The organism is Limosilactobacillus mucosae DSM 13345 (genome assembly GCF_001436025.1).
GTDB classification, from domain to species: Bacteria; Bacillota; Bacilli; order Lactobacillales; family Lactobacillaceae; genus Limosilactobacillus; species Limosilactobacillus mucosae.
On sequence record NZ_AZEQ01000003.1, the window covers coordinates 24,183 to 38,565 of the forward strand.

The following is a 14,383-nucleotide window of genomic DNA, read 5'->3' on the forward strand; positions in this document are numbered from 1 at the left end:
AGTAAATGATAAGTTTAATTTTAACACATGAGAGCGCTTAAAATGTTTCAATTAAAATAGCCCTGTTACAGTTCAAAAGCTGTTGAGCTGTAACAGGGCTACATAAAAGCAAGGCTAATTTCCCATTTCGGTCAGATTATTGTCTACGTTAGTGCGGTACTCTTCAAAAAGGTTCCCAAAGTTGTCAATGTCACCGGCTGGCGGGTTGATAACCACGGATTGTAATCTCTTAATATCGGAATAATATTGGTGATAAGCAGCATAGTCAGAATCATCTGCATTTTTGATTTTTTCAAGGCTAGCTTGGATTAAGATAATATCGGCAACTGCATCTTGAACATCCTTTTTATCTTGATTTTGGACTGCATCCAAGGTGTCGTCAATGTATCCTCCTTCTCCATTGCTGTTCTCATCGAGCCAAGTATTGTATTCATCGACACCGACATTGTCTAAAGCTTCATATGCATCAGCATAGTAATCCATGAAGTTATTTTTAGCTTCCTTGGCTTCAATCTTAGCTTGGTGCTTTTTCCATGCAGCAGATTTTTTGACGATCGTGTAATCTGATACGGTTTTGCCATCCTTGGTAACTTTTACTGTCCATTTACCAGGAACATTTACTTCAAATTCAAAATAGCCATCTGCATCAGACTTTTCTGCAGGTGTTTCTTCTTTACCGTCTAAATAGGTATGAATCTTTGAATTAGGAGTAGCATATCCGCTGACCCAAGCTGACTGTTTGCCTAAAGTAACTGAATAATTGTCTGTTTGGATATGTGCGGTTTCATCATAATAATAGCTGCCTAATACAGCGCAAAAGATTCCGAGAACTAAGGTAACAATACCCAAGATAGACTTTGAAGACAATTTTCCTAATTTATATGATGGCCATTTAATGGTAGCCAACAACCATAAAATACCAATGACGATAAATTCGATATATAGGTTTACGCTGTAGTTATAAATAATTAAGATCCCAGCTATAATTAAAGTGATTCCAACAGCCCAATTAGAGATATTCTTATCGACAATTGCTTTAAATTTGAAACCTAGCAAAGTGATTGTCAGGGTGATGATGAACAGAAAGATTGCTAAAGTTCTGACATCGCTGACATACCAGAAAAAATTGCCGGTGATAAATAACATCACTGAAAGAATCACGTTGTACCATGCTGGCAATTTTGCTTTAATATGATCACTTTTAATAAACTTCATTAAAGTCCAAAAGATTATTTGAGTTAGTAATAATGCTAACGCGAAATCAACTGTATCTTTCCCCGAAAAGTATAGTTTATCCATAAATATCCTCCCAAATACACTTATTGAAACTATTTGTTAAAACAGCATCTATAACTTTAACAAATTAATCGTTTTACTTCTAGAAGCTAAACTAAATAATTATGTAAAAGACTTAAATATACTCTTGATACGTTTAGATAAGTTTCCTCACCATCGAAACCGAAAGTGATATTGCAACTGCCCTATTGACAACCGTTGAATTATAACAACCATTTGGCGGCTGACTTTGTGATAAAAATATGGCTTGATCAGCTGGTGGCCTTGAAAATACCTACTATTCGCTGATTTCGGATCAGAAGTAGGTAACTGTATATTCAATCGGCCTAACTTGATATACATTGATTTTTACCTACTATGCAGTCGATTTTCGAAAAAAGTAGGTAATGATGAATTCTTCATACGTTATTATGCATGATTTCTTGTATAAAGCATGCTAATGACGTTTGACTGCGGCTTTTGCCTAACCGATCACTAAATTCATTGGCCAAGACAATCGCACCGACTGCGGATCCAGCATTCAGCTAGCCTTTTCCTATTCAAGTTTTGGAACGGACTATAGCGATCTTGGCGATGTTGCGTACCTGCGATATTTTCTCAAAAGCAGGGCACGCAGCCGTTTCTCATATATCAGCAAAACAAAATCGCCGGCCTGGATGCTTATGACATCTGGGTCGGCGATTATTTATCATTAATGAATGTACTATTTGATCGTGCCATCAAGGTTGAACAATGGCAGCTTACCTAAGAACGCCACGTCATCCCGATCAGCAGCGGCACCTTCTGCTAAAATAGTAGCTTTGGCAACGATTTGGCAGCCAGCCAGGTTGAGCAGCTTTTCGGCTGATTTTAAAGAGCCCCCGGTACTGACCACGTCATCGACTAAGACAACCGATTTTCCCTTGAGTTCGGCAGCGTCGGCCCCGTCAAGCACGAGTAGCTGTTGTCCCTTGGTCGTGATAGAGTCAACGGCAGTCGTCAATGGATTTTCCATGTAGCCCTTGACTGACTTGCGGATCACGAATGAACGGGGATGACCGGACAAAAGACTGAGGTCATGTGCCAAGGTGATACCCTTGCTTTCCACGGTTACGACATAATCAAACTTTTTAGGCAGCTTGGGCAAAAGCAGTTCAGCCGCCGTTTTGGACATAGCATCGTCGCCCAGCAGCACGAATGAGGCAATGGCGGTGTCGTCACTGATGGGAATCAATGGCAGGTCACGAGTTTGGTCGCCAATGGTAATACGATATTTTTTCATAATAGTTTCCTCCTAAAGCGCGGCTAACAGCGGTAAAACGACTTTCAGCAAGCCACCGGACAACAGGCCCACGAATGGATCAACCAACGCGGTAATGATCATTGTCGTGGCGGCGACCAGCTGTTCTTTGCCAGCCAGTGCGGTGGCGGCATTTTCTGGGAAGGTGACAAACATCCCCAAAACCAGCAGAAACCCGGCGATTGACGCGCTCGGAACGTACCTGCCAATCTTAGGCAGCCAGCCGGCAAACAGAATCACGGCCATGATCAGCATCATCAGACACCCAGCGATGACCGGCTCCGGCGCGCTGGCAGTTGCCGAGATAATGGTTTCCACCGGCGCCCCGCCTAAAAGACTGGTTCCCATGTCGGCCAGTGCCTGTGAGGTTGTCAGCAGGTTTAAGTTGACGGGATTAGGCTTGATGCCAGTCATTTGCCCCGTGATCAAACCATATGACAGATTGGCGCCGATGTTTAGACAGGCCAGACTGAGCGCGCCCCGCACGATTCGTGGATTAAACGTTGGCTTGGTGAAGATAAAGCGGCGCATCGTCACATTAGCGGGCAGCTCGTTGCGGTAGTGCTCGCCAAAGACGGCATACAGGCTGGAGCCAATGACTGAAAGACAGATCGTCCAGACCAAGTCGTTTGAGATCAAATAAGAAACCACCGCGATGGCAATTGAAACCCAGCCAGTGAAACTCTTTTGACTATTCTTGGCCATTTCAAGCGCGATTTTTGCCAGCATGATGCCGACACCGGCCATCATCCCGGTAATGATATGGTTGCCCAGCATTCCGACGATCTTGGTTAGAGTACCGGTCAGACCGATGATGGCCATGATGATCGAGCCGCCAAAGATGATTGACGTGTATTCCTTAGTATTACGGCCTAGATTGCCGGTCAGTGCCAGCGATTCAGCTTGAAAGGAAACCGGGGCGACCGAATTAAAGATAAAGTTGATCGCGCAAACCAGCAGAAACGAGAACGTGGTTGGGAACACCGCGAATCCAAGGCTCAGTGCCATGATACCTTGGGGAATTCCATTTAAGACCACGCCGATTGCCGCGATCAAGTCAGCGAACCAGTGCATAATCTCCTCCTAAAATACGAACATTAAATAACAAAACTAACTAAATAAAGGCAATTTACTAGAACATTATTAAACTGATCATCGACAAATGTCAAGATAATCTTAAAAACCGCCTTTCATTCAAGTGAAAGACGGTAACAGTCAAAAGATTCAATTAGGTCCGCAATAGCGAATCAACTATAATATAATTGAAGAAACGGCACGATGAAATATCAGCCAATCATGATTAAGCGGGGATGATTATGAGCGAACAAGTCAAGGATCCATTAATATTTGAAACGTCCTATCGTAAAGACACGGCGGCGCATTTGGATGAAGAGATTGAAAAACGCTATCCGGGTAAATACCATGAGCAGGAACTGTTAACGGATTATCCAACGGTCTACATTATCGACAATCAGGGCAAGCAAAGCGACTACAAAGAAGACTACACGGTTTATGTCGGCGAAACCATCGATATTCAGCGCCGGACGCTAGAGCACTTGGATGCCGATCCGGAAACGCGTGAAGACTGGGAGGAGCTGCGCAATGCCAAAAACGCGCACATGTTCGTGATCGGTCATGAGCATTTTAACAAGTCACTGGCATTAGATATTGAAAACCGCATGATGCAGTACCTGAGCAGCGTAGACGTGATCTCCAAGCTGAACAATCGCCGCGAGAACGCCCAGCGCAAGTATTACACGAGCGAAGAGTTCATTCCGATCTTTAACCGCATCTGGGACAAGCTGGGTGAAAACAAGCGATACCGCAACCTGTTTCCGCCGCGTCAGCTCCTGGAAAAGTCGGCGATCTTTAAGGCCTCGCCATTCAATAAGCTGACTGACGAGCAGAATCAGGCCAAGAAAAAGATTCTCAAAACTGTTGAGCAGGCACTGGCTAAAAATCAGACCGGTCAGCTGGTTTTGGTGACTGGCGAGGCGGGGGCCGGCAAAACGGTGCTGATGAGCAACATCTTTTACGAGCTGGCCAAACAAGATCAGCTTAACGCCGTGATGATGGTCAATCATCCCCAGCAGGTCAAGGTCTATCGGCAGATCGTCAAAAAACTGGGCGTTGGTGATGATGAAACGGTCGTCAAGCCAACTCATTTTATTAATAAATATGATGAAGATCATAAAGTCGACGTGGCCTTCATTGATGAGGCGCATCTTTTATGGACAAAGCGGAACCAAGGCTATTATGGGCATGGCGACAATCAGCTGCTTGATATTCTGCAGCGGGCCAAGGTGGTTTTGGCGGTCTATGATCACAAGCAGGTACTGACGGCTGACGAGATCATGGAAAACGAGGACTGGCAGCAGATCAAGCGACTGGCCGGTGATAAGGTGATTCGCCTCAAGAACCAAATGCGGATCGCGGCATCTGATGAAACGATTCGCTGGATTCGCGATTTTATCGACCAGCGCCGCATTTTCCCGATCCCGCAAGATGACAAATATGATCTGCAGGTGTTTGACGATCCTAAAGAAATGCAAGAAGCCATTGCCAAGTTTAACGCGGAAGATCATGGTCATGGCATCAGCCGCATGGTCGCCACGTTTGACTGGGAATACTCCAGCAACCGCAAGCCTAAAGATGGCAGCGACTACTGGTGTGTAAGCGAAGGCGCCTGGTCAATGCCCTGGAACCTGCAGCTGAAGAGTAGCCAAAAGCAGCAAAACGGCGTCAATTATGATGAGCTTTCCTGGGCCGAGCAGCCGCACACAATCAAGGAAATCGGCTCAACCTATACCGTCCAGGGGTTTGACCTTAATCATGTCGGCGTAGTCATCGGTCCATCGGTGAAATATCGCGATGGCAAGGTTATTTTTGATCCAAGCGCCAGTGCCAATAAAAAAGCCGTTCAGCGCCGGACGATGAAAGACAATTCCAAGCAAAGGTTTGGCGAGCAGCTGCTGCACAACGAATTGAACGTTTTGCTGACGCGGGGCGTGCACGGTCTATATCTGCACGCGGTCGATCCGCAGCTGCAGGCGGCCTTAAAACGGGCAGCGCTGGGTCAAAGACATAATTAAAAGGTAACGATCTGACTTGGCAAATTGATGCAGTCAGCGAAAATCAGCCAGGTTATTAAGCAAACTTAATCAGCAATTAAGAAAGGATTTATTCCAATGGATGAATTTGAAAAAATGATCAGTGGTCGACTGTATAATGCATTTGATTCAAAGCTTGGCGTTTATCATATGGAACGAATGGCGTTGTGTCAGCGCTTAAACCAGACGTTGATAACGGATCAGGCTGCGATTGAGCGGCTGAAAGAAGAATTGATTCCTTCCGCCAAGGGCAATGATTTGGGAATTTTCTTGCCGTTTTACTGTGAATATGGCAGCAATATTCATGTTGGTCGCGAATGCTTTATTAATTACAACTGCACTTTTTTAGATGACGCGCCGATCACTTTAGGGGATGGCGTCATGATTGGCAGTGGGGTTACGATTGCCACGCCTTGTCATCCGTTTTTGAAAGAAGAACGTGCGGTAACTGAATATCCAGACGGCCGTCATGACTTGGAGTACGCCAAACCAGTTACAATTGGCGCTGATTGCTGGATCTGCTCAAGTGCAACGATTGTTGGTGGGGTCACGATTGGCGCGGGCAGCATCGTGGCGGCCGGGGCTGTGGTAACCAAAGACGTGCCAGCTAATTCTTTGGTAGCCGGTGTGCCTGCGCGCGTAATTCGTCAACTGGATGAAAAAGACCGCATCAATGTCTGGCAGACGTATCAGGAAAATAAAATGCCGCGTTCGCTACGAGAAAAGGAACGCGACTGATAAATTTAGACTAAGATAGCTGAAAATCCCCATTTCATTTTGAAACGGGGATTTTTGATTGGATGTTTTGGTTAAAGTAATTTCAAATTCCATTGAAAGTTAAAGTCGGTCCCGAGTAAGTCTTGATGATGGATTTGCCAATTAATGGAACTGCTTGCCTGCTTCATGCTTGGCAGTTCGCAACTCAAGACATTGCCAATGATCGAATTAATGACGACTGGCGCGGTGTGCACTGCTGCCGCCAATTTTGTGCACCTGGCGCTTAAATTTCTGCCCGTTGGCTGGCGCAAAGCGGAAATGACGCATCTTACCGGCAAATGGACGCCCACTGAGCCGAATCGTCGTCCAGCGGCGCATCAGTTCGGTCATTTCATGCAGGTCCTTTAAAAGCGCGGTCTGGCCTTCTGCTTCGGCTGCCTGCTTGATGTCGGTCTGCAGTTGCATGATCAAATTATTGTGATACTGAAGCAATTCCGCGGTCAATGGCGCGTTGCGGTACTGGTTGAACAGTTTTTGAATCAGCTCCATGGCTTCTTTGGCGTTTTGGGGCTGGACATAGCGATTTTCTTCGTTCATAAGTAACTCCTTTGCTTGGGAGACGTTGCCTTGATAATCAAGAGGCAGCGACTTTTGACTAATCTTGACATTTTTATCGAAAAAAAGTTTGACTATTGTTGACTTTTGTTGGTGGGGTTGGTATATTATAAATTGTGTTTAGCACTTAGGCAGTTAGAGTGCTAAAAGGAAGTGATGCCAATGCTAACACAGCGTCAAAAGCAAATCCTGCAAGCGATTGTACGTCAATATACGGCGACTGGTCAACCGGTCGGCAGCAAGCTCTTGGCTGACAAGCTCCCAATTAAGGTCAGCTCGGCCACGATCCGCAACGAAATGGCGGTGCTGGAGCGAGAAGGTTTCGTGAAAAAAGAGCATTCCAGTTCTGGTCGCGTTCCTTCCAAGCAAGGCTATCGCTATTACGTTGACCACCTGCTTGATCCGGCAGCCGTTACCGACAGTGATCTGATGGTAATCCAAAATTCATTGGGTGCCGATTTTCACAAGATTGATGAGATCGTTTCGCATTCAGCTGATATTCTGTCAGCGTTGACGTCTTACACGGCGTTTACGTTGAAGCCAGAACAAAAAGACGTGCACTTGAGCGGTTTTCGCTTGGTGCCGTTGGGTAATCAAAAAGTTATTGCCATTCTGGTTACGGACAGTGGCGAGGTGGAGAGTCAATCATTCACCCTGCCTAAGAATCTGGATACGCAGGCTTTGGAGGCCGTGGTGCGCCTGATTAATGACCAGCTGGTGGGCTTGCCGCTGGTCACGGTTGTCAAGCATCTGCAGACTGACATTCCGCTAAAGGTTAGTCAGTATCTGCACAGTCCCGACGGCTTTCTGCAGATCTTTGACAGCGTATTGGGGCAGGCAGCTCGCGAAAAATACTTCGTTGGCGGTCGGCTCAACATTCTCGGCTATTCTGATCGGCAGAATCCACAGGCGCTGCGGGCATTGTATGGACTGCTCGATCAAAGCGATAATCTGTCAAGCATCATTGATTCCGATTCACCAAATGATGGGGTCAACGTCAAGATTGGCAGTGAGATTGCCGACAACCAGGTGCTCAACGACTACAGTCTGATCACCGCTACCTACGACGTCAACCAATACGGCAAGGGCATTATCGCCGTGCTGGGGCCAACGCGGATGCCTTATTCGCGGACGATTGGCCTGGTTGACGCGTTCAGACGCGAGCTGGCTAAACGACTGCTCGACTACTATCACAATTATTACGATTTATAGGAGGGGTTCGATGGCTGAAAAGAAATCAGCAGCTGCCAAGGAAGAAAAGGCGGCTCAAGCAGCTGAACAGACTGCAGCTGACCAAGCGGCTAAGAATGCCGAAGAAGCCAAGGATGCCAAGTCAACTGCCAAGGAAGATCCAACTGCCGCACTCAAGCAGCAGATTGCCGATCTGAAAAAGCAGCTGGATGAAAAAGACGACCAGTATCTGCGGGCGCAAGCGGAAATTCAAAACATGAACAACCACTTTAAAAAAGAACGCGCGCAATTGATCAAGTATGATGGTCAAGGGCTGGCTAAAGACATCCTGCCTGTTTTGGACAACTTGAAGCGGGCCTTGGCAACTCAACTGGATGACAAGCAGGCTCAAGAGTTCAAGAAGGGCATTCAAATGGTTCACGACCACTTGGAAAAGGCGCTTAAGGACCATGGGATTGTTGAGATTCCAGCTGAGCCAGGCACGCCTTTTGATCCGACCAAGCATCAGGCGGTTCAAACCGCGCCAGCTTCGGATGATCAAAAAGCCGACACTATTGTTCAGGTTCTGCAGGCTGGCTATGAAATGAAGGACCGGGTGCTGCGTCCTTCAATGGTCGTTGTTGCACAATAACTTAGATAAACCAATATAAAAAGAGGGAAAACTTTTATGGCAAGCAATAAGATTATCGGTATCGACCTTGGTACCACTAATTCCGCCGTTGCCGTTATGGAAGGTAACGAACCTAAGATTATTACCAACCCAGAAGGTGGCCGGACGACTCCTTCTGTCGTATCTTTCAAGAATGGTGAGGTTCAAGTCGGTGAAACGGCTAAGCGCCAAGCAATCACCAACCCAAACACCATTACTTCAATCAAGAGCCACATGGGCGAACCAGGCTACACGGTTGACGTTGATGGCAAGAAGTACACGCCGCAAGAAATCTCGGCAATGATTCTGCAATACATCAAGAAGTACGCTGAAGACTACATTGGCGACACGGTAACCCAAGCCGTTATCACGGTACCAGCCTACTTCAACGATGCTCAGCGTCAAGCTACCAAGGATGCTGGTAAGATTGCTGGTCTGGAAGTTAAGCGGATCATCAACGAACCAACTGCTTCCTCACTGGCATATGGCCTGGACAAGAAGGACAAAGACGAAAAGATCCTGGTTTATGACCTTGGTGGTGGTACGTTCGACGTTTCCATCCTTGAACTGGGCGATGGCGTCTTCCAAGTTCTTTCCACTTCTGGTGACACTCATCTGGGTGGTGACGACTTTGACCAAAAGATCATGGATTGGCTGATCGATGGCTTCAAGGCTGAACAAGGCATTGACCTGTCTCAAGACAAGATGGCTCTGCAACGGTTGAAGGATGCTGCTGAAAAGGCTAAGAAGGAACTTTCCAGCTCACAATCTGCTGAAATCAACCTGCCATTTATCGCGCAAAAAGACGGTCAGCCGGTACACCTGGACCAAACGCTGACGCGGGCTAAGTTCAACCAATTGACCAACGACCTGGTTGAAAAGACCAAGCAGCCAGTTATGAACGCTCTGCACGATGCTGGTCTGGACTTCAGCGACATTGATGAAGTTATCTTAAACGGTGGCTCAACGCGGATTCCAGCCGTTCAAGAACTGGTTAAGGACTTGACTGGCAAGGAACCAAACCACTCTATCAACCCTGATGAAGCCGTTGCGCTGGGGGCTGCCATTCAAGGTGGGGTTCTGACTGGTGACGTTAAGGACGTTGTTTTGCTTGATGTTACGCCGCTTTCCCTTGGTATTGAAACCATGGGTGGGGTAATGACCAAGCTGATCGACCGCAACACGACGATCCCAACTTCCAAGAGCCAGATCTTCTCTACGGCCGCTGACAACCAACCAGCCGTTGATATCCATGTTCTGCAAGGTGAACGTCCAATGGCAGCTGACAACAAGACGCTTGGCAACTTCCAACTGACGGACATTCCACCTGCACCACGTGGCGTTCCTCAAATCAAGGTTACCTTCGACATCGACAAGAACGGGATCGTTAACGTTTCTGCCGAAGACCAAGGTACGCACAAGAAGCAAAACATTACGATCAAGTCCAACTCTGGTCTGTCTGATGAAGAAATCGAACGGATGCGCAAGGACGCTGAAGAACACGCTGAAGCCGACAAGAAGAAGAAAGGAGAAGTTGATCTGATGAACGAATCCGACCAACTGATCTTCCAAACCGACAAGACCATTAAGGAACTTGACGGCAAGGTTTCTGAAGATGAGATCAAGAAGGCCAAGGACGCTCGCGATGCTCTGCAAAAGGCTAAGGATGCCAAGGACTTCGATGCGATGAAGACCAAGAAGGACGAATTAAACAAGATCGTTCAAGACTTGGCAGTCAAGCTCTACCAACAAGCTCAACAAGAAAACCAACAAAATGGTACTGACGGCAACAATGGCGGTGCTGACAACAATAACGGCAAGGGCGACGGCAAGACCGTTGATGGCGACTTTACTGAAGTCAACGATGACGACAACAAGTAGGCCAGTCAGCCGAAGCCGATTTAGATAAGCAAAAAGCCAAAGCCCCCCTAACGGACTTTGGCTTTTGCTTATTTATTGTGACTATGCTATAAAGTAAGAGAGAAAAATTGCGTTGCGAGGGATTTAAATGGCAGAGAAAAACTATTACGACATTTTAGGCGTCAAAAAGGATGCTTCAGACGCTGAAATTAATCGGGCCTATCGGAAGCTGGCGGCTAAGTATCATCCAGACGTCAACCATGAGCCGGGAGCCGAAGAAAAATTCAAAAAAATCAATGAAGCCTATGAAGTACTGCATGATCAGCAGAAACGGGCTCAATATGATCAGTTTGGCTCCGCTGGCCCTCAAGGCGGCTTTGGTGGCGGTCAAGGCTTCGGCGGCTTCGGTCAGGGCGGTTTCAGTCAAGGCGGCTTTGGCGATTTTGGCGATATCTTCAGCGATCTGTTTGGTGGTGGCCGTGCTCGTCGCGACCCCACGGCACCTCGCCAGGGACGCGATCTGCAGTACAACATGACGCTGGACTTTATGGATGCCGTCTTTGGTAAGGAAACCACGATTAAATACGATCGGGAAGCTGAATGCAACGTCTGCCACGGTTCAGGCGCCAAGCCGGGCAAGTCGCCATCGACCTGTCATACCTGTGGCGGTTCCGGAGTTGTGATGCAGCGGCGGCAAACGATGATGGGAATGATGCAGTCCCAGACCGTCTGCCCAACCTGTCATGGTACCGGTAAGGAAATCAGGCCGGAAGATCAATGTGACAAGTGCCATGGCTCAGGCCATATTCAAGAAAAGCACAAGCTCAAGGTCAAGGTGCCGGCCGGAATCGATGATGGCCAGCAGATGCGTCTGCAGCACCAAGGCGAGGCAGGAACCAATGGCGGCCCATACGGTGATCTATACATTGTCTTTACGGTAACGCCAAGCCGCGACTTTAAACGGGAGGGCTCCACGATCTACGTTGATCAAGATATCTCGTTTGCGCAAGCCGCATTGGGTGATAAGATCAAGGTCAAGACCGTACATGGCGATGTTGACTTAAAGATCCCGGCTGGTACGGAATCAGAAACCTCATTCCGGCTGCGCGGCAAAGGGGTACCGCACATCAATGGCAATGGCAACGGCGATGAGCATGTGACGGTTCATGTTAAGACGCCTAAGAATCTTAACAAGCGGCAAAAAGAAGCAATGCTGGCCTTTGCTGAAGCCAGTGGCGAACATGTTGCCGGCTACAAGGGCGGTTTCTTTGATAAGCTTAAGGATCACTTTGAAGAAAAATAAGCCTAAAGATTTAAAGAGCAAGACGCTGCAGTACGCGGCGAATTGCTCTTTTTTCGATATTTGCACCGCCCCAGTTTGAGTTGCCAACGGGATTTGATATACTGGTAGATAGACATTTAACGCAGAAAGTGAGCACAAAAAATCAATGAATCTTGAAGAAATGAAAGAACGCCAAAAGCACATTCGGAACTTTTCGATTGTCGCCCATATTGACCATGGGAAATCCACGCTGGCGGACCGGATCCTGGAAATGACGGATTCAATCTCTAAGCGGGAAATGAAGGCCCAGATCCTTGATGACATGCCATTGGAACGGGAGCGTGGCATTACCATCAAATTAAATGCCGTGGCGCTGACTTACCATGCCAAAGATGGTGAAGACTACATTTTCCATTTGATCGATACGCCAGGGCACGTCGACTTTTCCTATGAGGTTTCACGCTCTTTGGCAGCCTGTGAAGGAGCTATTCTGGTTGTTGACGCGACGCAGGGGGTTGAAGCACAGACGCTGGCCAATGTTTATCTGGCATTGGACAACGACTTGGAGATCCTGCCAGTCATCAATAAAATCGATCTGCCTTCCGCTGACGTTGCGGGAACAAAAAAGCAGATTGAAGAAGAAATTGGTCTGGACTGCAGCGATGCCTGTGACGTCAGTGCTAAAACCGGTCTGGGCGTTGAAAAGGTGCTGGAAAAAATCGTTGCCGAAGTACCGGCGCCAACTGGTGATCTGACGGCTCCGCTAAAGGCACTGATTTTTGATTCCAAGTACGATGACTATCGCGGCGTGGTCTTGAGCGTCCGTGTCTTTGAAGGGACCGTCAAGAAGGGTGACCGCATCAAACTGATGAACTCTGGTACTGAATATGAAGTCGCTGAAGTCGGGATCAACTCGCCTAAGCCACTGGCCCGCGACTTTCTGATGGCTGGTGACGTTGGCTATATCACCGCGGCCATTAAAGACATTAAGGATACGCGAGTTGGTGATACGGTTACCGATGCCAAGCACCCAACTGACAAGCCATTAGCCGGCTATCGTCAAATGACGCCAATGGTTTACGCAGGGCTTTATCCAACCGACAACGCCAAGTTCAACGATCTGCGGGATGCCTTGGAAAAACTGCAGCTTAATGACGCGGCCTTGACGTTTGAGCCGGAATCCTCACAGGCATTGGGCTTTGGGTTCCGCTGCGGTTTCTTGGGGCTTTTGCATATGGATGTCGTTCAAGAGCGTCTGGAACGAGAATTCAATCTGGACCTGATTACCACGGCGCCTTCCGTAACCTATCATGTCGATCTGCATGACGGCACGATGAAGGAAGTGGAAAACCCCGCTGAAATGCCAGATACTTCTTCTATCAAGGATATTAAAGAACCTTACGTTAAAGCGTCAATCATGGTGCCAAACGATTATGTCGGCCCAGTTATGGAGCTTTGCCAACGTAAGCGGGGCGAGTTTGACACGATGGAATATCTGAGCGAGACGCGGGTCAATGTGATCTATCATATTCCGTTGTCCGAAATCATCTTTGACTTCTTTGATAAGCTGAAGAGTTCCACGCATGGCTATGCCTCATTGGATTATGAGATTGATGACTATCGCGTCAGTGACCTGGTTAAGATCGACATCCTGCTTAACGGTGACAAGGTCGATGCCTTAAGCTTCATTGCGCACCGCGACTTTGCCGAAGAACGGGGACGCGAAATCACGACCAAGCTCAAGAAGATTATTCCGCGGCAAAACTTTGAAATTCCAATTCAAGCCGCCATTGGTTCCAAGATCATTGCACGGACCAATATCAAGGCTTACCGCAAGGACGTTACGGCACGGATTCATACTGGGGATCCTGATCGGCGGGCCAAGCTTTTGGACAAGCAGAAACGCGGTAAGAAGCGGATGAAGGCAGTTGGGCGCGTTGAGGTCCCACAAGAAGCCTTCATGGCCGTTTTGAAGACGGATGAGGAAATCGACGAAAAGAAAAAATAGCTATGACGGCATTTGTGTTTTAGGCGTGGCTAAAACTAGACCGATTTTTTTAGCTTTTTCCCACGAGTTTCTCACGCGTTTATAAATCAATGGTGTAATTCAGCTTTAGATGGATATTGAATCAATGATGTAATAAGTCGGTTGCGATTGGCAGCCGGCTTTTCCTTTGCTAATGTTTGCAGCAAAATTATGCCGATAAATATGCATAAAGCACTTATAAAATAGTGAGCAAGCATTATGATGTTTGTGATAAATAGTCGATTCAATTTTAAATGTATTTTTAATTTAAAATAAAATACGATTACTATTATTGAATCATGACATCATCTTATAATTTGATAATGACTGTTTTAAAAATGTTAAAAATCAACGTCAA

At 47.1% G+C, this 14,383-nt stretch carries 11 protein-coding genes; 7 read left to right on the forward strand and 4 right to left on the reverse strand.

Translation table 11 applies throughout. The features are described from left to right. Positions 1–114: 114 nt before the first annotated feature. From FC47_RS01900 to FC47_RS01910, 3 genes are all read right to left on the reverse strand, one after another. On the reverse strand, positions 115–1,299 hold the full coding sequence (locus FC47_RS01900; protein WP_056967682.1) for a DMT family transporter: 1,185 nt from the start codon (positions 1,297–1,299) through the stop codon (positions 115–117). Between the two features lie 700 nt (positions 1,300–1,999). After that, the gene (locus FC47_RS01905) at positions 2,000–2,557 is read right to left on the reverse strand and encodes a phosphoribosyltransferase family protein (RefSeq protein ID WP_081036718.1); all 558 of its coding nucleotides are present in this window, start codon (positions 2,555–2,557) and stop codon (positions 2,000–2,002) included. Positions 2,558–2,569: 12 nt separating this feature from the next. After that, complete coding sequence (locus FC47_RS01910; protein ID WP_056967684.1) at positions 2,570–3,649, reverse strand: hypothetical protein; 1,080 nt, start codon at positions 3,647–3,649, stop codon at positions 2,570–2,572. Positions 3,650–3,891: 242 nt separating this feature from the next. On the opposite strand from FC47_RS01910, the gene FC47_RS01915 reads away from it, so the two are divergent. Next, on the forward strand, positions 3,892–5,667 hold the full coding sequence (locus FC47_RS01915; RefSeq protein WP_393959852.1) for a DUF2075 domain-containing protein: 1,776 nt from the start codon (positions 3,892–3,894) through the stop codon (positions 5,665–5,667). Positions 5,668–5,763: 96 nt separating this feature from the next. After that, positions 5,764–6,423 carry a sugar O-acetyltransferase gene (locus FC47_RS11040; protein WP_056967686.1) on the forward strand — a complete coding sequence of 220 codons (660 nt, stop codon included), beginning with the start codon at positions 5,764–5,766 and terminating at the stop codon, positions 6,421–6,423. A 207-nt stretch (positions 6,424–6,630) separates the two neighbouring features. On the opposite strand, the gene FC47_RS01925 is transcribed toward FC47_RS11040, so the two are convergent. Then, complete coding sequence (locus FC47_RS01925) at positions 6,631–6,999, reverse strand: hypothetical protein (protein ID WP_056967689.1); 369 nt, start codon at positions 6,997–6,999, stop codon at positions 6,631–6,633. A gap of 180 nt (positions 7,000–7,179) precedes the next feature. Here FC47_RS01925 and hrcA point away from each other — a divergent pair, with 180 nt between their 5' ends. From hrcA to lepA, 5 genes are all read left to right on the forward strand, one after another. Further along, positions 7,180–8,229, forward strand: coding sequence for a heat-inducible transcriptional repressor HrcA (gene hrcA / locus FC47_RS01930; RefSeq protein WP_056967691.1), 1,050 nt, complete (start codon positions 7,180–7,182; stop codon positions 8,227–8,229). A 10-nt stretch (positions 8,230–8,239) separates the two neighbouring features. Further along, entirely contained in the window at positions 8,240–8,839 is a 600-nt protein-coding gene (gene grpE, locus FC47_RS01935; RefSeq protein ID WP_056967694.1) for a nucleotide exchange factor GrpE, read from the forward strand. A gap of 36 nt (positions 8,840–8,875) precedes the next feature. Then, the gene (dnaK, locus tag FC47_RS01940; protein WP_056967695.1) at positions 8,876–10,738 is read left to right on the forward strand and encodes a molecular chaperone DnaK; all 1,863 of its coding nucleotides are present in this window, start codon (positions 8,876–8,878) and stop codon (positions 10,736–10,738) included. Between the two features lie 127 nt (positions 10,739–10,865). After that, positions 10,866–12,020 carry a molecular chaperone DnaJ gene (dnaJ, locus tag FC47_RS01945; RefSeq protein WP_033935625.1) on the forward strand — a complete coding sequence of 385 codons (1,155 nt, stop codon included), beginning with the start codon at positions 10,866–10,868 and terminating at the stop codon, positions 12,018–12,020. Positions 12,021–12,165: 145 nt separating this feature from the next. Continuing rightward, positions 12,166–14,007, forward strand: coding sequence for a translation elongation factor 4 (gene lepA, locus FC47_RS01950; RefSeq protein ID WP_006499796.1), 1,842 nt, complete (start codon positions 12,166–12,168; stop codon positions 14,005–14,007). Positions 14,008–14,383: the final 376 nt, after the last annotated feature.

Coding starts and splice junctions, on each gene's coding strand:
- FC47_RS01915 (WP_393959852.1), top strand. CDS start 3,892: ATGAGCGAACAAGTCAAGGATCCATTAATATTTGAAACGTCCTATCGT.
- FC47_RS01925 (WP_056967689.1), bottom strand. CDS start 6,999: ATGAACGAAGAAAATCGCTATGTCCAGCCCCAAAACGCCAAAGAAGCC.
- FC47_RS01905 (WP_081036718.1), bottom strand. CDS start 2,557: ATGAAAAAATATCGTATTACCATTGGCGACCAAACTCGTGACCTGCCA.
- hrcA (WP_056967691.1), top strand. CDS start 7,180: ATGCTAACACAGCGTCAAAAGCAAATCCTGCAAGCGATTGTACGTCAA.
- FC47_RS11040 (WP_056967686.1), top strand. CDS start 5,764: ATGGATGAATTTGAAAAAATGATCAGTGGTCGACTGTATAATGCATTT.
- grpE (WP_056967694.1), top strand. CDS start 8,240: ATGGCTGAAAAGAAATCAGCAGCTGCCAAGGAAGAAAAGGCGGCTCAA.
- lepA (WP_006499796.1), top strand. CDS start 12,166: ATGAATCTTGAAGAAATGAAAGAACGCCAAAAGCACATTCGGAACTTT.
- dnaK (WP_056967695.1), top strand. CDS start 8,876: ATGGCAAGCAATAAGATTATCGGTATCGACCTTGGTACCACTAATTCC.
- FC47_RS01900 (WP_056967682.1), bottom strand. CDS start 1,299: ATGGATAAACTATACTTTTCGGGGAAAGATACAGTTGATTTCGCGTTA.
- dnaJ (WP_033935625.1), top strand. CDS start 10,866: ATGGCAGAGAAAAACTATTACGACATTTTAGGCGTCAAAAAGGATGCT.
- FC47_RS01910 (WP_056967684.1), bottom strand. CDS start 3,649: ATGCACTGGTTCGCTGACTTGATCGCGGCAATCGGCGTGGTCTTAAAT.